General features: G+C 70.9%; 18 protein-coding genes and 3 tRNA genes. 7 read left to right on the forward strand and 14 right to left on the reverse strand.

Annotated elements, in window-relative coordinates:
- Positions 1 to 31: 31 nt before the first annotated feature.
- The 5 genes from DA085_RS14490 to DA085_RS14510 all read right to left on the reverse strand — a co-directional run bounded on the left by DA085_RS14490 (position 32) and on the right by DA085_RS14510 (position 1,970).
- A complete protein-coding gene (locus DA085_RS14490) occupies positions 32 to 481 on the reverse strand; it encodes a hypothetical protein (RefSeq protein WP_154402214.1) in 450 nt (149 codons plus the stop codon).
- Between the two features lie 126 nt (positions 482 to 607).
- Positions 608 to 682 (reverse strand) — tRNA-Val (locus DA085_RS14495).
- A gap of 20 nt (positions 683 to 702) precedes the next feature.
- Positions 703 to 773: transfer RNA gene (locus tag DA085_RS14500), tRNA-Cys, on the reverse strand.
- Between the two features lie 27 nt (positions 774 to 800).
- A tRNA-Gly gene (locus DA085_RS14505) sits at positions 801 to 873 on the reverse strand.
- A 74-nt stretch (positions 874 to 947) separates the two neighbouring features.
- Positions 948 to 1,970, reverse strand: a complete 1,023-nt coding sequence (locus DA085_RS14510) for a YihY/virulence factor BrkB family protein (RefSeq protein WP_161958512.1) — start codon at positions 1,968 to 1,970, stop codon at positions 948 to 950.
- Between the two features lie 169 nt (positions 1,971 to 2,139).
- On the opposite strand from DA085_RS14510, the gene glgX reads away from it, so the two are divergent.
- Positions 2,140 to 4,260 carry a glycogen debranching protein GlgX gene (glgX, locus tag DA085_RS14515; protein WP_109473696.1) on the forward strand — a complete coding sequence of 707 codons (2,121 nt, stop codon included), beginning with the start codon at positions 2,140 to 2,142 and terminating at the stop codon, positions 4,258 to 4,260.
- A gap of 15 nt (positions 4,261 to 4,275) precedes the next feature.
- Here glgX and DA085_RS14520 read toward each other — a convergent pair whose 3' ends face one another.
- The gene (locus DA085_RS14520) at positions 4,276 to 5,139 is read right to left on the reverse strand and encodes a PPK2 family polyphosphate kinase (protein WP_109473697.1); all 864 of its coding nucleotides are present in this window, start codon (positions 5,137 to 5,139) and stop codon (positions 4,276 to 4,278) included.
- 56 nt (positions 5,140 to 5,195) lie between these two features.
- On the opposite strand from DA085_RS14520, the gene DA085_RS14525 reads away from it, so the two are divergent.
- Complete coding sequence (locus tag DA085_RS14525) at positions 5,196 to 5,972, forward strand: dihydrofolate reductase family protein (RefSeq protein ID WP_161958513.1); 777 nt, start codon at positions 5,196 to 5,198, stop codon at positions 5,970 to 5,972.
- On the opposite strand, the gene DA085_RS14530 is transcribed toward DA085_RS14525, so the two are convergent.
- Genes DA085_RS14530 through ligD form a run of 3 tightly spaced genes read right to left on the reverse strand, consistent with a single transcriptional unit; the run spans position 5,965 to position 9,322 of the window.
- On the reverse strand, positions 5,965 to 7,167 hold the full coding sequence (locus tag DA085_RS14530; RefSeq protein ID WP_237565534.1) for an alpha/beta hydrolase: 1,203 nt from the start codon (positions 7,165 to 7,167) through the stop codon (positions 5,965 to 5,967). The genes DA085_RS14525 and DA085_RS14530 overlap by 8 nt on opposite strands.
- Positions 7,160 to 8,218, reverse strand: a complete 1,059-nt coding sequence (locus DA085_RS21685; protein WP_237565535.1) for an ATP-dependent DNA ligase — start codon at positions 8,216 to 8,218, stop codon at positions 7,160 to 7,162. The genes DA085_RS14530 and DA085_RS21685 overlap by 8 nt, the downstream gene beginning before the upstream one ends.
- 42 nt (positions 8,219 to 8,260) lie before the next feature.
- On the reverse strand, positions 8,261 to 9,322 hold the full coding sequence (ligD, locus tag DA085_RS21690) for a non-homologous end-joining DNA ligase (protein WP_237565536.1): 1,062 nt from the start codon (positions 9,320 to 9,322) through the stop codon (positions 8,261 to 8,263).
- Positions 9,323 to 9,483: 161 nt separating this feature from the next.
- On the opposite strand from ligD, the gene DA085_RS14540 reads away from it, so the two are divergent.
- Together DA085_RS14540 and msrB are read left to right on the forward strand one after the other, a co-directional pair.
- Positions 9,484 to 9,858: a DUF2500 domain-containing protein gene (locus DA085_RS14540; protein WP_109473699.1), complete on the forward strand. Its 375-nt coding sequence runs from the start codon at positions 9,484 to 9,486 to the stop codon at positions 9,856 to 9,858.
- 69 nt (positions 9,859 to 9,927) lie between these two features.
- Positions 9,928 to 10,395 (forward strand): peptide-methionine (R)-S-oxide reductase MsrB, encoded by a 468-nt coding sequence (msrB, locus tag DA085_RS14545; RefSeq protein ID WP_109473700.1) that lies wholly within the window; start codon positions 9,928 to 9,930, stop codon positions 10,393 to 10,395.
- Positions 10,396 to 10,495: 100 nt separating this feature from the next.
- Here msrB and hemQ read toward each other — a convergent pair whose 3' ends face one another.
- From hemQ to hemG, 3 genes are all read right to left on the reverse strand, one after another.
- A complete protein-coding gene (hemQ, locus tag DA085_RS14550; RefSeq protein WP_109473701.1) occupies positions 10,496 to 11,230 on the reverse strand; it encodes a hydrogen peroxide-dependent heme synthase in 735 nt (244 codons plus the stop codon).
- Between the two features lie 176 nt (positions 11,231 to 11,406).
- Positions 11,407 to 11,616 carry a PDDEXK family nuclease gene (locus tag DA085_RS14555; RefSeq protein ID WP_109473765.1) on the reverse strand — a complete coding sequence of 70 codons (210 nt, stop codon included), beginning with the start codon at positions 11,614 to 11,616 and terminating at the stop codon, positions 11,407 to 11,409.
- A gap of 788 nt (positions 11,617 to 12,404) precedes the next feature.
- Complete coding sequence (gene hemG, locus DA085_RS14560; protein ID WP_202619255.1) at positions 12,405 to 13,805, reverse strand: protoporphyrinogen oxidase; 1,401 nt, start codon at positions 13,803 to 13,805, stop codon at positions 12,405 to 12,407.
- 137 nt (positions 13,806 to 13,942) lie between these two features.
- On the opposite strand from hemG, the gene DA085_RS14565 reads away from it, so the two are divergent.
- The gene (locus DA085_RS14565; protein ID WP_109473703.1) at positions 13,943 to 14,983 is read left to right on the forward strand and encodes a DUF4349 domain-containing protein; all 1,041 of its coding nucleotides are present in this window, start codon (positions 13,943 to 13,945) and stop codon (positions 14,981 to 14,983) included.
- A gap of 95 nt (positions 14,984 to 15,078) precedes the next feature.
- Here DA085_RS14565 and DA085_RS14570 read toward each other — a convergent pair whose 3' ends face one another.
- Positions 15,079 to 15,873, reverse strand: coding sequence for a deoxyribonuclease IV (locus DA085_RS14570; protein WP_109473704.1), 795 nt, complete (start codon positions 15,871 to 15,873; stop codon positions 15,079 to 15,081).
- 136 nt (positions 15,874 to 16,009) lie between these two features.
- Between DA085_RS14570 and yczE the strand changes: the two genes are divergently transcribed.
- Positions 16,010 to 16,684: a membrane protein YczE gene (yczE, locus tag DA085_RS21025; protein WP_154402216.1), complete on the forward strand. Its 675-nt coding sequence runs from the start codon at positions 16,010 to 16,012 to the stop codon at positions 16,682 to 16,684.
- 33 nt (positions 16,685 to 16,717) lie between these two features.
- On the opposite strand, the gene hemE is transcribed toward yczE, so the two are convergent.
- A complete protein-coding gene (hemE, locus tag DA085_RS14580; protein WP_109473705.1) occupies positions 16,718 to 17,833 on the reverse strand; it encodes a uroporphyrinogen decarboxylase in 1,116 nt (371 codons plus the stop codon).
- On the opposite strand from hemE, the gene DA085_RS14585 reads away from it, so the two are divergent.
- On the forward strand, positions 17,832 to 18,515 hold the full coding sequence (locus DA085_RS14585) for a DUF3000 domain-containing protein (protein WP_237565537.1): 684 nt from the start codon (positions 17,832 to 17,834) through the stop codon (positions 18,513 to 18,515). The genes hemE and DA085_RS14585 overlap by 2 nt on opposite strands.
- The last annotated feature ends 11 nt before the right edge of the window (positions 18,516 to 18,526 follow it).

The raw sequence follows: 18,526 nt of genomic DNA on the forward strand, positions 1-18,526 counted from the left end.
GGGCCCGGCTCGCCCCTCTCCGACGCCCGGGTCAGCCGCACCAGCGGAACGCGGAGTTCCACGTGGCGTCGTCCTTGCTGCTGTCCCTGTTGGGTCCCATGACGAAGCCGCCGTACCTCACACAGTGACCGTCCGTGCCGTTGCGGTAGGCGCCCCCGGCGTAGTGCTCGTACCAGCCGTCGTCGTAGGAGATGTTGTTGCGATCGCGATCCACCACCAGGAAGGTGCCGGTGAAGCGCTTGCCCTTGGCGTAGTTGTAGGTCATGGCGCAGTTCTGTCCGCCGTTGCGGGGCGAGTACCACAGCTCGACCCGGCCGATCGTGTTGCCGTAGCCGTTGACCAGTGGCTTGTGATGGATCCGGGTGCCGATGCAGGAGTCGCGGACAAGACCCTTCTCGGCGGCCGATGCGGAGGTCGCGGTGCCTGCCATCATGGTGGCCGAAAGTACCAGCGAGGTGAGTACGGCGGTCAGTTTCTTCACGGAGTTTCCTCTCGGTCGCAGTGGGACAGGACGAGAGGATAGTCGGAACTTCACGTCGTGAACGACAGGAACGGCCCCAGAGACGACGCTGCCCCCGACCTGTCGGACAGGCCAGGGGCGTTGTGTTGGTGGGCGATACTGGGTTTGAACCAGTGACCTCTTCCGTGTCAAGGAAGCGCGCTACCACTGCGCCAATCGCCCTAGTCGGGTGGAGCTGTGCGAGGTGGCGACGGGATTTGAACCCGTGTAGACGGCTTTGCAGGCCGTTGCCTCGCCTCTCGGCCACGCCACCGTAGAGGCATCTGGGATTGTGCCTCCGAGCGGACGACCGGGTTCGAACCGGCGACCTCAACCTTGGCAAGGTTGCGCTCTACCAACTGAGCTACGTCCGCAACTTCCCTCGGGTGTTCCCCTCAGGCGTCACGGAACATTATCTGACGTCTGGGCCAGGAACCAAATCCGCGTGTCAGGACGGCGGTGCGGGCGTGTCGCGGCGCGGCAGTCGCTCGGGATCCTCGCGGTCCTCAATGTGCGACAGAGGCTGCGGCGGCTCGCTCGACCGCACCTGGTCCCACCAGTCCCCCGCGCGCCCGATCGGCCCCCGATAGCCCTGGGTCGGCCACAACCGGCGGATGGCGGCGTTGGTCGCCGCCCCGATGAGGATCGCGAGGGCCACGAGGTAGAACCACGTGAGGACGAGGATGGGCGCCGCCAACGGGCCGAAGATCGTGGCGCCGCCCACCGCCACCGACGCCCACTGGCGCAGTGCCAGGGAACTGACCAGCCAGATCACCGCCGCGAGAACGGCCCCGGGGAAGTCCCGGTGGAAGGGCGTCTTCTCCTTGGGGGCGTAGTGGTAGAGCGCCGTCAGCCCCACGAGCGCCAGTCCCCCGACCACGGGCCAGTAGGCGGTCACCAGGACGTCCAGCCGGCTCGGGAGCCACTGCCGCAGCAGCGACGGCCCGATGACGGCCAGCGGCACCAGCACCCCGGCCAGCAGGATCGAGCCGACGTAGAGCCCCAGGGACATGGCCCGTGCGCCCACGATGCTGCGCTCACCGCTCTGGGCATACATGATCTGGATCGCGTCCATGAAGACGTGCAGGGCCCGGCTGCCGGACCAGAGGCTGATGAGGAACCCGATGGACAGCAGGTCCGCGCGCCCGCCGGACAGCGTGTCCTGCACCGTCGGGACGATGATCTCGCTCACCACCTGCGGCGTCAGGAACTCGGCACTGAGGCGCTCGATGGCCGCCGTCACCTTGGCGACGGACTGCTGGTCGAACTGGCCGCCCAGGAAACCGACCCCCGCCGTGAGGCCGAGGAGCAGCGGCGGGAGGCACAGCAGCATGAAGAACGCCGCCTCGGCCGACAGGCCCGTCACCCGGTAGCGGAAGCAGATCCGGAACACCTCGATCACCAGCCGGGCCAGGGGCAGGGCGCCGGGCACGGGGGCGAGCAGCCGCTTGACCCCGCGCCGCACCGTCATGCCTCCTACCGTATGGCGCGTGGCCGGCCCGGGTCGGGCAACCCGGCTCGTGCCTCGGCCGGCCGAGGGGGTCAGGTTAGCGACGGAAAGAGCCGACCCCCCGGCATACTGGACCATGGCGTGGCCGACACCGTCGTCCGGCCCGCACGTCCCCTGCAGAAAGACCTTGATGGAAACCTGGCCCGGCAAGCCCTACCCCCTGGGTGCCACCTACGACGGCACCGGTGTCAACTTTGCCCTGTTCTCCGAGGTCGCGACCGGTGTCGACCTGTGCCTCATCGACGACGAGGGCGTCGAGACCCGGGTGCCCCTCACCGAGGTCGACGCCTACGTCTGGCACGGGTACCTGCCACGGGTCGAGCCCGGCCAGCGCTACGGGTTCCGCGTCCACGGCCCCTACGACCCCGAGGCCGGGCACCGGTGCAACCCGGCGAAGCTGCTGCTGGACCCCTATGCCAGGGCCTTCGACGGCACGACCTCCGGCGAGCAGCCGCTGTTCTCCTACGACTTCGAGGACCACTCGGTCCTCAACGAGGAGGACTCGCTCGGCCACACGATGCTCTCTGTGGTGGTCAACCCCTTCTTCGACTGGGGACACGACCGCCCACCGCGGCACGAGTACCACGACAGCGTCATCTACGAGACCCACGTCAAGGGCCTGACGATGCGGCACCCGGACGTGCCCGAGGAGATCCGCGGAACCTACGCCGCGCTGGGCCACCCCGCGATCGTCGAGCACCTGACGGGGCTCGGGGTCACCGCGGTGGAGCTGCTGCCTGTCCACCAGTTCGTCCACGAGCGGACCCTGCTCGACCAGGGGCTGAGCAACTACTGGGGCTACAACACCATCGGGTTCCTGGCACCGCACAACGGGTATGCCGCGACGGGCACCCAGGGCCAGCAGGTCACCGAGTTCAAGTCGATGGTCAAGGCCCTGCACACCGCAGGCATCGAGGTCATCCTCGACGTCGTCTACAACCACACTGCCGAGGGCAACCACCTCGGACCGACGCTGGCCTTCCGTGGCATCGACAACAAGAGCTACTACCGGCTGGTGGACGAGGACCAGGCGCACTACTACGACACCACCGGCACGGGCAACAGCCTGCTCATGCGCAGTCCCCACGTGCTGCAGCTCATCATGGACTCGCTGCGCTACTGGGTCACCGAGTTGCACGTGGACGGCTTCCGGTTCGACCTCGCCGCCACGCTGGCACGGCAGTTTCACGAGGTGTCCAAGCTGTCCGCCTTCTTCGACATCATCCAGCAGGACCCGGTGATCTCCCAGGTCAAGCTGATCGCCGAGCCGTGGGACCTCGGCGACGGCGGTTACCAGGTGGGCAACTTCCCGCCGCTGTGGACCGAGTGGAACGGCAAGTACCGCGACACCGTGCGCGACTACTGGCGGGGCCTCCCCTCGACGCTGGGGGTGTTCGCCTCCCGGCTCAGCGGCTCCTCCGACCTCTACGAGCACTCCGGGCGCCGGCCCATCGCCTCCATCAACTTCGTCACCGCCCACGACGGCTTCACCCTGCGGGACCTGGTGTCCTACAACGAGAAGCACAACGAGGCCAACGGTGAGGGCGGTGCCGACGGCGAGAGCCACAACCGCTCGTGGAACTGCGGTGTGGAGGGCCCGACGGACGACCCCGAGATCAACGCGCTGCGGCTCAAGCAGCAGAAGAACTTCCTCGCGACGCTCCTGCTGAGCCAGGGCGTCCCGATGATCGCCCACGGCGACGAGCTCGGACGCACCCAGCTGGGCAACAACAACGTCTACGCCCAGGACAACGAGCTGTCCTGGGTGCCCTGGGACCTGGACCCCGACCAGCGGGACCTGCTCGACTTCACGGCCGACCTGATCACGCTGCGCAAGGAGCACCCGGTGTTCCGGCGGCGCCGGTTCTTCGCCGGCGACGCCGAGCACGGCGGGCAGAGCGAGCTGGGCGACATCGTCTGGTACGCCCCCATGGGACTGGTCATGGACGAGAGCGCCTGGCGGTCCCACTTCGCCCGCTCGATCATGGTGTTCCTCAACGGCGAGGCGATCGCGGCCCCGGACGAGATGGGACGCCCGGTCACCGACGACCACTTCCTGCTGCTGTTCAACGCCCACCACGAGTCGGTCGACTTCACCCTGCCCGAGGGTATCGACGCGACGACCTGGTCGGTGGTGGTCGACACGACCGGCGCCGAGCACGACGGCGACTGGGAGACCGGGCAGACCTATTCGGTTCCCCCGCAGGCGGTCATCGTGCTCACCGGCACGCCGCGGCCCGGTCTGGCCTGAGCGCAGCCCCCGGGCTCAGCGGGTGGCGGCCAGGCGGGCCTTCTCGGTCTCGATGTCGAAGTCGGCCGGCGGCCACTCCAGGCCCAGGGCGCGCAGGTGTTCCAGGAGCAGCTGCTGGACCGCCAGCCGGGCGTACCACTTGCGGTCGGCCGGCACGACGTACCACGGAGCAGCCTCGGTCGAGGTCCGGTCCAGGAGCGCCTGGTACGCCTCCTGGTAGGCGTCCCACCTGAGACGGGTGTCGATGTCGCCGGGGTTGTACTTCCAGTACTTGTCGGGTCGCTCCAGCCGCTCGGCCAGGCGCTCGCCCTGCTCCTCGTGGGAGACGTGCAGCATGACCTTGATGAGGCTCGTGTCGTCGTCCACGAGGGACTGCTCGAAGTCGTTGATCGTGGAGTAGCGCCGGCTCCACACGGCGGGCTCGACGAGCTCGTCGACCCGCGCGATGAGGACGTCCTCGTAGTGGGAGCGGTCGAAGACCCCGATCATTCCGGCCGCGGGCAGCGCCCGGCGGATGCGCCAGAGGAAGGGATGGGCCTGCTCTTCCTTCGTGGGGGCCTTGAACGCGGTGATCTCGGTGCCCTGCGGGTCCACGGCACCCACCACGTGGCGCATGATCCCGCCCTTCCCGGCGGTGTCGAGTCCCTGGATGATGAGGAGGACCTTCTGGGTGCCCCCGCTGCGGCCGTTGGCGTAGAGCTGCTCCTGCAGGGTGTCGATCTCGTCGTCGGCCTCCGCCAGGGCCTGCTTGCCGGCGTCCTTGTCACCGGTGAAGGCGGGCGTTCCCCGGGTGTCGACGTCGGCCAGGACGAACCCCTCCCCCGCGTGCAGGGCCTCGCTGAACGGTGTGGCGCTCTTCCTCGACTTCTTGCTACCCATCGCGCCATCCTGCACCAGATGGCCCACCGGTGCGCGGCATGGGCCACGATGGACCCATGGTCACCCTGCTCGCCGGGCCACGCTCCCTCGACGACCTGCTCCGGCAGTATGCCGTGGGGCCGGGGCCGGTGGTCCGCGCCAACTTCGTCACCACTCTGGACGGCCACGCGACCGGCGGCGACGGGCTGTCGGGCTCGATCAACTCCGCCGCGGACAAGCAGGTCTTCGACCTGCTGCGCGCCCTGGCCGACGTCGTGGTGGTCGGCGCCGGGACGATCCGCGCGGAGGGCTACGGCAGGCTGCGCACCGAGGACCCCGCGCTGCTGGAGCTACGGCGGGCGGCCGGGCGGCCCGACCACCCGGTGCTCGCGGTGGTCACCGCCTCGGGTGAGCTGCCGGAGAAGGTGCTGACGCCGGACCCGGAGGCCGGCGACCTGCTGGCGCTGTGCGCGGGGGCCGTGACCGAGGAGCTCTCGGCAAGCCTCGGGCCGGACGCCGTGATCGCCTGCGGCACCGACAGCGTCGAGCCGACAACCGCCGTGCGCGCCCTGCACGAGCGCGGGTTGGGGCACGTGCTCACCGAGGGCGGTCCCCACCTGCTCGGCGGGTGGGTGCGGGCAGGGGTCCTGGACGAGCTCTGCCTCACCGTGCGCCCCGTCGTGGTCGGCGGCACGGGTCCGCGCATCCTGGAAGCGCCGATCGGCTCCGGCCCGCTGGCCCGGTTCGAGCTGCGCCACGCCCTGGCTGTGGAGGGCGACCTGATGCTGCGGTACGTCGCGGTCAAGGAGTCGCGCACACGCCACCAGTCGGGGACCGGGCCACACCTCAACTGAGGAAGTCGCGCACCGTGCGTTCCCACCGCTCGCGGTCAGTGTTCCATTCGCGGCAGTGCAGCGGGCCGTCCCACAGGTCCAGCGTGATGAGGTCGGGCCGTCGCTGCGCGAGGGCCTCGGAGGGCCCGTAGGGCACGGAGTCGTCGGTGCGCGAGTGGATCAACAGCATCGGGTGCTCGAGCTCCTCGGCGCGGGCCACCCAGTTGGTGACCGCGATGTCGATCGGCTCTGCCACACCGACCAGGTGCCGGGTCGCCCGGCGACCCATGAGGAGCTTGCCCAGCATGCTGGCGGCCCGCGGGATGCGGTTCAGGTCGGCGTGGTGGGTCAGGACCACTCCCCAGTCGATCACCGGGCAGTCCAGCACCACCCGGTCGACGAAGCGGGAGTAGTCCGAGCGGTCCAGGGTCTGCAGGACGATCGCGCCGCCCATCGACCACCCGAACAGGGTGACCTGCTCGGCTCCCTGACTGACGGCATACGAGATGGCTGCCTCGACGTCCCGCCACTCCGACAGCCCGAGGTTGTAGCGGCCGTCCGCACTGGGCGGAGCCCCCTGGTCGTTGCGATACTTCGGCACGAGGGAGGTGAACCCGAGGTCGTGGAGCAGGGGCAGCGCCCGGATCACTTCCTCCCGCCTGGCCGAGCGACCGTGCACCAGGACCGCCCACTGCCCCGGGCGCTCCGCGTCCGCCCGCGGCGGCACCAGCCAGGCGGGCAGGTCGCCGACGTCGGAGGGGACGTGCACGTCCTCGAACGGGAGGCCGACCGCGGTGCCGGGGTCGCCGCAGTAGTAGTAGCTGTTCCACCGCGCCGGTCCGGGGACCAGGCGGCCCTCGTCCAGGTCAATGAGCTCACGGACCACGGTGCGGTCGAGGGGCTTGCGAGCTGTCAGGTCGCTCGACACGACCTCGCCGACCCGGGCGTGGCCGGCCGCGTGGTCGAGCCACAGGCCGTAGCGGCCGGGTGAGAGCGTGTGCGGCGCCGCGACCAGGGTGATCGTGTCCGGGCCGGCGCCGTCGCGGTCGACCGAGACGATCCATGTGTCGTCCTTGCGCTCGTGCTCCGGAGTGACCACGCGGCGGGCGAAGTAGGTCGCCACGCCCAGGGAGGCCAGGGCGGCGGTGACCGCGGAGCCCACCCCACCGGCAGCCAGCACCGTGCTCAGCCTCGGCTTCAGCCGCACCTCAGCCACCGAGGACCTCAGAGAGGTCGAAGGCCACCGGCTGCTCGAGCTGGGCGTAGGTGCAGGACTCCGGGTCACGGTCGGGCCGCCACCGGACGAACTGTGCCGTGTGCCGGAAGCGGGCACCCTCGAGGTAGTCGTACCTGACCTCGACGACCCGTTCGGGGCGCAGTGGGACGAACGACAGGTCCTTGCCCGCGTTCCACCGGCTCGTCTCGTTCTTGCGGGGGGTGCCCTCAAGAGTCGCTGCCCAGTCCCACGGGTGTCCGCCGATCTCGGTGACCAGGGGCTGCAGCTCGGTCAACAGCTCACGGCGTCGGGCCATCGGGAAGGCCCCGACGACACCGACCGGCGCCAGCACACCCTCGTCGGTGTAGAGCCCGAGCAGCAGGGAGCCGAGGGCGTCCGGGCCTGACTTGTGCAGGCGGTAGCCAGCGACCACACAGTCTGCGGTCCGCTCGTGCTTGATCTTGCTGAGCACCCGCTTGTCGGGCTGGTAGACCCCGGCCGGGTCCTTGGCGATGAGCCCGTCCAGACCGGCGCCCTCGAACTGCTCGAACCACTCCTGGGCCAGGGCACTGTCCCTGGTCACCCGGGTCAGATAGATCGGTGGCTCAGCGTCGGCGAGTGCCTCCTCCAGCCGGGCCCGCCGCTGCTCCAGCGGGAAACCCATGAGGTCCTCGTCCCCCAGCGCCAGCAGGTCGAAGGCCACGAAGCTGGCCGGCGTCTCCGCAGCCAGCTTGCGGACACGCGAGTCGGCGGGGTGGATCCGCTGCTGGAGCACCTCGAAGTCCAGGCGGTTGCCGGCGGTGTCCGCGTAGACGATCTCGCCGTCGATCACTGCGCGCTCGGGAAAGTTCGCCAGCACCGCCTCGACGACCTCGGGGAAGTAGCGGGTCATCGGCTTCTCGTTGCGCGAGCCGATCTCCACCTCGTTGCCGTCGCGGAAGATGATCGACCGGAAGCCGTCCCACTTGGGCTCGTAGAACTGGCCCTCCGGGATCCCCTTGACCGGCTTGGCGAGCATCGGCTTGACCGGTGGCATGACGGGCAGGTCCATGCCGCCAGTCTGCCCGATCAGGCGTCGGCACACGCGGAGGCGCTAGCTCTCGACGCGGTTCCCGTGCTCGTCCCAGTGCTCGGCGACCTTCTTGCTGGGCTGCACCCGCGGGGGCTCCCCCGGCATCTTCGGGTGGTCCGGCGGGAAGTTGAGCTCCCCCAGGCCGCGCTCCAGGTCGGCCTCCCACAAGGCGTAGGCCCCGTCGATCGAGCCCGCCTCGTCGTGCAGGTGCTCCCACGCGTCGCCGTGCTCGGCGAGCCACTCCGGGACGGTCCGCACGGTCAGCTCGGCCGGGCCGATCTCGCCGAGCTGGTCCCACGTCATCGGCACCGACACGGGGCCACCGGGCAGCACCCGTGGTGACCAGGCGGCGGCCAGCGTGCGGTCGCGCGTGGCCTGGTTGAAGTCCACGAAGATCCGCTGACCGCGCTCCTCCTTCCACCAGGCGGTGGTGACCAGGTCGGGCATCCGCCGCTCCAGCTCCCGGGCGATGCCGATCACGGCGTGCCGCACCTCCAGGAACTCCAGGCGCGGCTCGATCGCGGCGAAGACGTGCACACCACGGCTCCCGGTGGTCTTGACGAAGGGCGTCAGACCGACCTCCGTCATCACCTCGCGCAGCCCCCGCGCCACCTCGACGATCTCGGCGAAACCGAGCCCGGGCTGCGGGTCGAGGTCGATGCGGATCTCGTCCGGGTGGTCGTTGTCGCCGCTGCGGACCGGCCACGGGTGGAAGGTCACGGTGCCCATCTGCGCGGCCCACACCGCGCCGGCCAGCTCGTCGATCACCAGCTGTGGGTGACTCCGCCCGGAGGGGTAGGTCACCATGGTGGTCCGGACCCACGCCGGCACACCCTTGGGCGGGTTCTTGGAGTAGAACACCTCACCCTCGATGCCGTCGCGGACACGCTGCAGGGTGACCGGCCGGTCGGCGAGCGCCCGCAGGAGCGGCTCACCCACGGCCGTGAGGTATGCCGCGAGGTCGGCCTTGGTGATCGCCGCACCACCGTTGGTGGCCGGCCACACGGTCTTGTCGGGGCTGCTCAGCCGCACCTCGCGGTCCCCCTCGGGACCGGGCACGACCAGGGTCTGGGCACTCGCCATACGCGGAACGCTACCCGGCCCGGGTGACGGCCGCACCGGTCCGCTCGCCGAGCCATGCGGCATACCCCTGGTGTCGACTCCGAGGGAACCGACTGGCGACGGGTAACCTCCAAGCCGCCAGCGGGTCCGGAAGGCCCGCGACGACACGGAGGAGAGCGTTCATGGAGTGGTTCCCCTGGATCTTTGTCGGCGTGCCGCTGTTCATCGGGCTGGTCTGGCTCCTCATCCTGGTCGTCATCGGGCGGGGCATCTGGTCGGCCTGGCAGCGGCGCCGGGCCAACGAGACGGCGCCCGTGCTGGCCTTCCCGGCACGGGTGATCGGCAAGCGCGACAGCGTCAGCGGCGGCGGCAACAGCTCCGCACGCACCCACTACTTCGTGACCTTCGAGCGCCTGGACCTGCAGCGTCTGGAGCTGGAGGTGAGCGGCCAGGAGTTCGGGATGCTCGCGATCGGCGACAACGGCCGGCTGACCCACCAGGGCACGTGGTACCAGGGTTTTGTGCGCGATGTGCCGGGTCCGCCGACCACTGCCTGACCCAGGCCGGGGCCACGCGGACGGGGGCGACTCGGAGATTCGCGGGACCGGGCGTACGGTGGAAGCACTATGACCGAGAACAACACCTACCCCGTCAGCAAGACCGACCAGGAGTGGCGTGAGCAGCTCACGCCAGAGGAGTACGCCGTGCTCCGCAAGGCGGGCACCGAGCGGCCGTTCGTCGGGGAGTACACCGACACCACCACCGAGGGCGTCTACTCCTGCCGCGCCTGCGGTGCCGAGCTGTTCCGCAGCGAGACCAAGTTCGAGAGCCACTGCGGGTGGCCGTCCTTCTACGCGCCGCTGGCGCAGGACCGGGTCGAGTACCTCGAGGACAACACGCTGGGCCGCACCCGCACCGAGGTGCGCTGCGCCAACTGCGGATCCCACCTGGGCCACGTCTTCGAGGGCGAGGGCTACGACACGCCCACCGACCAGCGCTACTGCATGAACTCCATCGCGATGACGCTGCAGCCGCTCGACCATGCGGGCTCTGAGGCCCAGCCGAGGTCGACCAGCGTCGGCGGCACCTTCTGAGGCTGACGCCCAACCCGCTACCCCTCACGTGCAGGATCCTTGACGCCCGGCCGGCCCGGCAGCGTCAAGGATCCCTGCACCTGAGGCGCCCCTGCGCGGACTACGGCAGCGTGGCGACCAGTGTCGCGACGTCCACGCGCGGTCCCGTGAAGAACGGGATCTCCTCGCGCACGTGAAGGCGCGCGTCGACGGCGCGGAGCTCACGCATCAGGTCCACGATCCGGTGCAGCTCGTCCGCCTCGAACGCCAGCAGCCACTCGTAGTCACCCAGCGCAAAGCTGGCGATCGTGTTGGCGCGCACGTCCTTGTAGTCCTTCGCGGCCAGGCCGTGCTCGCGGAGCATGCGGCGGCGGTCCTCCTCCGGCAGCACGTACCAGTCGTAGGACCGCACGAACGGGTAGACACACATGTAGGCACCCGGCTCCTCCCCCGCCAGGAACGCCGGGATGTGGCCGCGGTTGAACTCGGCGGGCCGGTGGATGCCGACGTTGCTCCACACCGGCTCCAGCTGGGTGCCCAGCTGCGTGCGGCGCAGCCGCTGGTAGGCCGACTGGAGCAGCTCGACGGACTCGGCGTGCCACCACACCATGAAGTCGGCGTCCGCGCGGAGCCCTGACACGTCATAGAGCCCACGCACGGTGACGCCCTCGTCCTCGATGCTGGCCAGCAGCACCTCCAGCTCGTGCGCCAGGTCGCCGCGGTCGTCGCCCAAGGGGTTGACGGTGCGGAACACCGAGTACATCGCGTAGCGGACCTCGCTGTTGATCCGCTCGCTGTCGGGGGTCGTCTCCTGCTTGGGCTGGACGTCGGATGGTGCCTGGGGGTGCTCGGTCATGGGTCCATTGTCCGCCGTGCGCTCCGGCCACCGACCACCGGGTGGGGCGATCTGCAGGGACGGGCTGCACGATCGGAGCGAGCGTGGGTTCGCCCTGGCGGCCACGCACAGTGTCACGCGGTTGGTGGGTGCCACCCGCCCGCGGTGGGACAGACCCGCGTCCAGTTGCCGGTCGATCAGGCCGCCTGACGGATGGCTGCCTCGATCAGGCTACGCACGCGGGCTGGGTTGTCGAGGTCACGCCAGGTCAGTCGCACGACCGCGTACCCCAACCGTCGCAGCCGGTCCTCGCGCATCTTCTCCGCGGCCAGCGCCCGCCGCCCGTCGAGGCCGGCATACTTCACGAGCCCGTCGAACTCGACGATGACCTTGTGTCCCCTGAGCATGAAGTCCACGCGCCCACAAATCCTTGCGCGTCTCGCACCGTGACCTGGCTGCGCGCCGCGAAACCCAGCTGGGCCGCGATGCCGAGGATGACGTACGCGGGTTCAAGCACCCGGAGGCCCTCATGGACGACTGTCTGTGCAGCGGGACAGCCACCGTGCAGCGTGTAGTGCCGGGTCCTGCGAAAGGTCCGCCCCGGCCGGATCCCGTGGACATGGGTGCCGTGAGGCCTCAGGAGCGGCAGCCCGAGGATGAAGGCGGCAGACACGTGCGCGAGAGCGACGCCGCTACGCCACGTTGCGACAACGGCGCGGATGCGCAGTGCGGTCTGGCCATCACGATCGGCCGTGTCGAAGAGCGTTCGGTCGACGTAGACGCCCCGGCCGACGCGCAACAGCACCTTCCGACGCACACACACCGTGAGGAGGTCGGCATCGATGCCGATGTCCCGGGCCTGAGGTGTGGTCAGGATGCCGCCGGTGGCTCCCAGGTGGTCGGCTATGGCGGCCGCGGGGCGGGTGGCAGATCCATGCCCGTCAGCGTTCCAGCATCCGCGGCTCTCCCGGGTCGCTGGCACGAATCTGTGGACAACCCACGACTGCGCCCGAACCGAACGCGGGTTCGCCCTAGTGAGGTGTCGACGTATCTGGCGTTCGGTGGGACGAAGGCGCGGCCGGTAGGGCGCAGTCGCGGCCGGGAGACGCGGGCGGCCGGTAGGCGGGGCGGCCGGGAGGCGCGGGCGGCGAGGCTGCCGGTAGGCGAAAGCGTGGGGTGGACGAAAGCGTCAGGATCAGCCGGCCACCATGTCCTGCGCGGCGCGGCGGCCGCTCGCAATGCACGCGGGGATGCCCACGCCGTCGTAGGTCGCGCCAGCCACCGCCAGACCGGAGTGCTCGGCGACCGCGTCACGGACCGTCGCGACCAGGGAAGGGTGGCCGACGGCATACTGCGGCAGGCCGCCGCCCCACCGCTGCACGTGCCGCGCCACCGGTGGAGGCAGCCGGTGGCCGGTGGCCAGTGCCAGGTCCTCCAGCGCCCGGTCCAGCAGCTCGCGGTCGGAGTGCTGCAGCGAGGCCTCCTCACGGTGGCGGCCCACAGATGCCCTGAGCAGGATCAGGTCCTCGCCGTCGGGTCCGGCCCCCACCCCGTTGCGACGCACCCACTCCCACTTGTTGGCGCTGAACGTCGCGGCCTTGATGAAGCGGCCGTCCCGTGGTGGGACCAGGAACCCGGAACCCGTCAGGTCGGCCAGGAGGTCGCCGGGGAAGGCGTAGGTGAGCACGGCCATCGAGGCCGTCTCGACAGTGGCCAGCGCCTCGGCGGCCGCGGGAACGTTCGCGCGCAGCAGGCGCGCGGTCGGGGCCGGCGGCAGTGCCAGGATCACCCGGTCCGCCTCGTGCAGCCGCGGATCCGGCACCGGACCCGTGACCACCTGCCAACCGCCGGGGGTGCGGTGGAGCTCCCTCGCGATCGTGGCCGAGTGCACGGTCACGCCCCGGGCAGTGAGCCGCTCGACCAGCGCTGCTGGCAGCAGGTGCAGACCGCCGTCGATGCCCGCGAAGACAGGTGGCCGCGGGGTGGCCGGGTCCGCGGGCGGCACGGCGCGGGCGGCGACGCCGACCAGCGACTCTCCGTCCCGCGCAGCCGCTAGCAGGGCCGGGGCCGCGGCCGCGGCCGAGATCAGCCGGGCGTGCCCGGCGTAGACGCCACCGAGCAGCGGCTCCACCAGACGGTCCACGACCGCATCGCCCAGGCGGGAGGCCACCAGCTCCCCCACTGAGACGTCCTCAGCGGTCAGCGGCTCCGGCTCCTCCGCCCGGATCCGGGCCACCTCGTCGTCGGTGAGCAGCCCGCCCAGGTCGGCAGGGTCGGCGGGCACACCGAGCAGCGTCCGCCGCGGCACCGGGTGCAGGGCCTCGCGGCTCCAGATCGCGGCGGACACACCCGTCGGGTGGACCATCGCCTCCCCGAGCCCGACCTCACGGATCAGCTCGAGCGCCTCGGGACGCCTGGCGAGCACCGACTCCGCACCCACGTCGACTCTCACCCCGCCGACCGGCTCGCCGCGCAGCTTGCCGCCCGGCCGGTCCCCCGCGTCGAGCACGGTGACCCGGCTCCCGTCGACGTGCTGGACAAGCTCCCACGCCGCGGCCAGGCCGCTGATGCCGCCACCGATCACGAGATACCGCACGGGTGTTACCCAATCACGCCCGAACTGTGACCCGACCGTGACCCCCACCGGGGAACGGACGGCCAGACCTGGAGGTCACAGGCAGCACAGAGGCCGACTGCCCGACAGTCCACCGATGCACCAGAAGGAGAAGCACCATGACCCTGCCCCACGGCTCACCCACCCGGCTGGTGGCGACGCTCATCGCCGCGGCCACCCTGACCTTCTCGGCCGGCTGCTCCTCGTCGGGCACCGACCGGGCGTCCGACATGGCCGAACCTGCGAGCGGGGGCGGTGCGGTGCAGGAGGCCCAGGGTGGATCGGACGACTCCGGGGCCGACGGCGGCCAGCCCGGGCTGGCCGAGACCGGCCAGCAGGCAGACCCCGACGACACCGAGGCGCAGGCTCGGCCCGGCTCTGCAGAGGGTGAGCAGGCCGAGACGGTGTCCCAGCAGCTCCCCGAGGGCGAGATGATCGCACGGGACGCCACCCTCGGACTCGCCGTCGAGGACGTCACGGCGGCCGCAGCGGACGTCCGTGCGGCCGCTGCAGCCGCCGAGGGCTGGGTGGTCAGCGAGGAGCTCCAACCCGATGCCGGCCCTGAGGTCTTCGACGGACACGCCGCGCTGGTGCTCTCCGTCCCCAGCGGGCGGCTCGACGCCACGCTCGAGCAGCTGGGTCCCACGGGCAGGGTGACCCGCAGCACGGTCACCAGCCTGAACGTCACACAGGACTACCGCGACACCACCACCCGGATCGCGACCCTGGAGGCGAGCATCAGCAGGGTGCGGGCGCTCATGGAGGAGGCCACCGACATCGAGGACGTGGTCCTCCTGGAGGGCGAGCTGGCCCAGCGAGAGGCCGAGCTCGAAGTCCTCAAGGCCCATGCCACGACCCTTGAGGACGACGTCGCGCGCTCCTCGATCACCGTCACCCTCGACGAGGTCGACCCCGACGAGCCGGTCCGGACCGAGCCGGAGGACGAGCCGACCGGCTTCGCCGCCGGCATCGCCGGTGGCTGGGAGGCGTTCCTCCAGGGAGTGACGTTCGTGCTCACCGCCGTCGGCGCGCTGCTGCCGTTCGCTGCCGCGGCGGCGCTCCTCACCGCCCCGGTCCTGTGGTGGCGCCGCCGTCGTTCCGGCTCCGCCGCCCGCGGCTCGACACCCGGGACGGACCCGGCGGCACGGGCAGACGCCTGATCAGAGACGCTCACGCCGCAGGCTCAGACGCGACTCACGCCGCAGAGTCAGACGCGACTCACGCCGCAGCGTCAGACGCGACTCACGCCGCAGGATCAGGCGCGCTCGCGCAACAGGGCGATGTCGGCGCCCTGCTCGGCCGCCCCACCGGGCGTCTCCACGATGGCCGGCGCGTTGGCTGCACGCACCACGTCCGCGACCACGTCACCGGTGATCTGACCAGCGCCCAGGTTGGTGTGCCGGTCCGCACCGGAGTCGAAGGCGTCCCGCGAGTCGTTGGCGTGCACAAGGTCGATGCGGCCGGTGATCGCGCGGACCCGGTCGACCACGTCGGACAGGTCGATGCCCCCGGCGTGGGCGTGACAGGTGTCCAGGCAGAAGCCGACGGTGTCGCCGCCCTCCGCCCGTCCGATGGCCTCCCACAGCTGCTCGAGGGCCTCCAGCCGCCGCGCCATGGCGTTGTCCCCGCCGGCGGTGTTCTCGATGAGCACGGGCACCGGCATGTCGAGGCCGTCGATGCACTTGCGCCAGTTGTCGAAGCCCTTGGCCGCGTCCTCGTCGACCCCGAGGTGGCCGCCGTGCACGATCACGCCCTTGGCACCGATCTCGGCGGCGGCGGTCACGTGCTGCTGCAGGAGCTTGCGGCCGGGGATGCGGATCCGGTTGTTGAGGGAGGCCACGTTGATCGGGTAGGGCGCGTGGACATACAGGTCCACGCCCGCCGCCTCGGCCGCGGCCCTCAGGGCAGCCGGCCCCGCGGCATACTCCACCACCGGTCCCTTGTAGCTCTGGGGGTCGCCGAGGAAGAACTGGACCGCGTCCGCGCCGCGGGCCTGCGCCTCGGCGACGGGGTCGGTCTGACTGACGTGAGCGCCGATCGGGTGTGCCATGGCTCTACCGTAGGCCTCGCCACCGACGGTCGCCGACCGTGGTCCCGTCGGGGGCGGGCGCCCTCGGCATACTCCCGCGGCCACCGGTGTTGAGGCCTGTGTGACCACTCGCCAGACCCTCCCCGATGATGTCCCCATGGACGTCCCCCTCGAGCCGACGCCGCGGAGCCTGCTGGGCCTGCAGCACATGACGCCGCGCCAGCAGCTGCGCTCCGGCCGGCTGCCGCGCCGGCTGACCCAGCTGTTCGTCGGGCTCACCATCTTCGGCCTCTCCATGGCGATGGTCATCCGTGGCGGGCTCGGCATGATCCCGTGGGACGTCTTCCACTACGGCTTGGCCGCGCACGTGCCGCTGTCGTTCGGGACCATCACGATCATCGTCGCGCTCTTCGTCCTCCTGCTGTGGATCCCGCTGCGCGAGGTGCCCGGGCTGGGGACCATCGCCAACGCCATCTGGGTCGGCATCTCGGCGGACCTCGCCCTCGCGCTGCTCAGCACGCCCGACCCGCTCGTGCTCAAGATCCTGCTGATGAGCGGCGGCATCGTGCTGAACGCGTTCGCCACGGCGCTCTACATCGGTGCCCAGTTCGGGCCGGGGCCGCGGGACGGCCTGATGACGGGCCTGGCACGCCGACTGCCGGTCAGCCTCCGCGTGGTCCGCACCGGACTCGAGGTGATCGTCGTGCTCGTCGGCTGGCTGCTCGGCGGCGTGGTGGGCGTCGGCACCGTGCTGTTCGCCCTCGCGATCGGCCCACTGACCCAGGCCTTCCTGCCACCGCTGGTGGTGCGGGTCGATCCGCCCAGGCGCTGAGTGGGTCGCCCGGCGCCCTCGGCGCCGAGCGGGTCAGCCCAGGGAGTGCACCAGCTCGACCACGCGGGTGAGCACCGTCGGGTCGGTGTCCGGCAGGACACCGTGGCCCAGGTTGAAGATGTGGCCCGGAGCCTGCCGTCCCTCGCGCACGATCTCGGTGACGCGCTCCTCGATGACCGGCCACGGCGCGAACAGCAGGGCCGGGTCGAGGTTGCCCTGCACGGGATAGCGGCCACCGGTGCGCTCCACGGCATCGGTCAGCGACAGCCGGTAGTCCACGCCGATCACGTCGGCGCCCGCGTCGGCCATGTCGGCCAGGAGCTCGCCGGTGCCGACGCCGAAGTGGATCCGCGGCACCTGCTCCCCGACGGCCGTCAGCACGGCGCGTGAGTGCGGCTCGACGAACCGCAGGTAGTCGGCCCGGGGCAGCGCACCGACCCAGGAGTCGAAGAGCTGCACCGCGGAGACGCCGGCGTCGATCTGCACCTGCAGGAAGGTGCTGGCGATCTGGGCCAGCCGCGCACACAGGTCACGCCACAGCTCGGGGTCACCGTGCATGAGTGCCTTGGTGCGCTGGTGCGTCTTGGAGGGGCCGCCCTCGACGAGGTAGCTCGCCAGCGTGAACGGCGCCCCGCTGAAACCGATCAGCGGCGTCGAACCCAGCTGCGCGACAAGGGTGCTCACCGCCTCGGTGATATACGGCACGTGCTCGGGCGAGAGCTCAGGGATGCGGTCCAGGTCGGCCCGGGTCGCGATGGGCTCGGCGACGACGGGACCGGTGCCGGCCACGATGTCGATGTCGAGGCCGACCGCCTTGAGCGGCACGACGATGTCGCTGAACAGGATCGCGGCGTCCACCCCGTGGCGACGCACCGGCTGCAGCGTGATCTCGGTGACCAGGTCGGGTGTCGCGCAGGCCTCCAGCATGCCGGTGCCGACCCGTAGCTCGCGGTACTCCGGCAGCGAGCGGCCCGCCTGGCGCATGAACCACACGGGAGTATGCGGAGTGGTCCGGCCCCGCGCCGCCTGCACCAGAGCGCTCTGGGTCGGGTCCCCGGGGACGGGGGTGTCGGCATACGGGCTGTGGGGCCTCTCGGACCCGGGCTGGGTGGTGGCATCAGGGGTGGTCACGCTGTCCCATCCTGCCATGTCCCTGGGAACCGTCGGCGTGGCCTGCCGGGACATGTCGGTGCGCGCACTTAACCTGATGCACGTGGTGAGCCGCATCCAGTCCCGGCCACGCAGAGCGTCGGGAGGTGAGACCGTGCGCGATGAATCGACCTTTGCCGAGGCACTGGCGTCCGTGCACGCTGCCGCGCTGCGCCCGGAGGTGCTGATCGAGGAGGTGCCTGCGCCCACCCGGCTGGCCCCCTCGGCCCTGGCCCTGTCCGGTGAGGTCATCCCGAGCCGCAACGCCGATGACGAGCCGATCGCGACGGGGCGCTTCGTGCTGCTCCACGACCCGGCCGAGCCGGAGCCGTGGGAGGGCGCCTGGCGGGTGGTGACCTATGCCAAGGCGGCTGTCGAGCCGGAGGTGGGGCACGACCCCTATGTCGGGCGCGTGGGCTGGTCCTGGCTGACCGACGCGCTGGAGCAACGGGGCCTCCGGTGGACCGCTGAGGCGGGTGCCGTGACGTGCGTGCTGAGCGAGAGCTTCGGCGCCCTGTCCGACCGCGCCCCGACCGTGGAGATGGAGATCCGCGCGTCGTGGACGCCGCTGGACGGCCGCCAGATCGACGGTCACCTCCAGGCGTGGGGCGACCTCCTGTGCACCATCGCCGGCCTGCCACCGCTGCCCGAGGGTGTCGTCGCCCTCCCCCAGCGACGGTAGGGTCCAGGACC

The sequence above is a fragment of the Ornithinimicrobium cavernae genome, from assembly GCF_003121625.1.
GTDB lineage: Bacteria > Actinomycetota > Actinomycetes > Actinomycetales > Dermatophilaceae > Ornithinicoccus > Ornithinicoccus cavernae.

Coding starts and splice junctions, on each gene's coding strand:
- DA085_RS14510 (WP_161958512.1), bottom strand. CDS start 1,970: ATGACGGTGCGGCGCGGGGTCAAGCGGCTGCTCGCCCCCGTGCCCGGC.
- glgX (WP_109473696.1), top strand. CDS start 2,140: ATGGAAACCTGGCCCGGCAAGCCCTACCCCCTGGGTGCCACCTACGAC.
- DA085_RS14520 (WP_109473697.1), bottom strand. CDS start 5,139: ATGGGTAGCAAGAAGTCGAGGAAGAGCGCCACACCGTTCAGCGAGGCC.
- DA085_RS14525 (WP_161958513.1), top strand. CDS start 5,196: ATGGTCACCCTGCTCGCCGGGCCACGCTCCCTCGACGACCTGCTCCGG.
- DA085_RS21685 (WP_237565535.1), bottom strand. CDS start 8,218: ATGGACCTGCCCGTCATGCCACCGGTCAAGCCGATGCTCGCCAAGCCG.
- ligD (WP_237565536.1), bottom strand. CDS start 9,322: ATGGCGAGTGCCCAGACCCTGGTCGTGCCCGGTCCCGAGGGGGACCGC.
- DA085_RS14540 (WP_109473699.1), top strand. CDS start 9,484: ATGGAGTGGTTCCCCTGGATCTTTGTCGGCGTGCCGCTGTTCATCGGG.
- msrB (WP_109473700.1), top strand. CDS start 9,928: ATGACCGAGAACAACACCTACCCCGTCAGCAAGACCGACCAGGAGTGG.
- hemQ (WP_109473701.1), bottom strand. CDS start 11,230: ATGACCGAGCACCCCCAGGCACCATCCGACGTCCAGCCCAAGCAGGAG.
- DA085_RS14555 (WP_109473765.1), bottom strand. CDS start 11,616: ATGCTCAGGGGACACAAGGTCATCGTCGAGTTCGACGGGCTCGTGAAG.
- DA085_RS14565 (WP_109473703.1), top strand. CDS start 13,943: ATGACCCTGCCCCACGGCTCACCCACCCGGCTGGTGGCGACGCTCATC.
- DA085_RS14570 (WP_109473704.1), bottom strand. CDS start 15,873: ATGGCACACCCGATCGGCGCTCACGTCAGTCAGACCGACCCCGTCGCC.
- yczE (WP_154402216.1), top strand. CDS start 16,010: ATGGACGTCCCCCTCGAGCCGACGCCGCGGAGCCTGCTGGGCCTGCAG.
- DA085_RS14585 (WP_237565537.1), top strand. CDS start 17,832: ATGTCCCTGGGAACCGTCGGCGTGGCCTGCCGGGACATGTCGGTGCGC.
- hemE (WP_109473705.1), bottom strand. CDS start 17,833: ATGGCAGGATGGGACAGCGTGACCACCCCTGATGCCACCACCCAGCCC.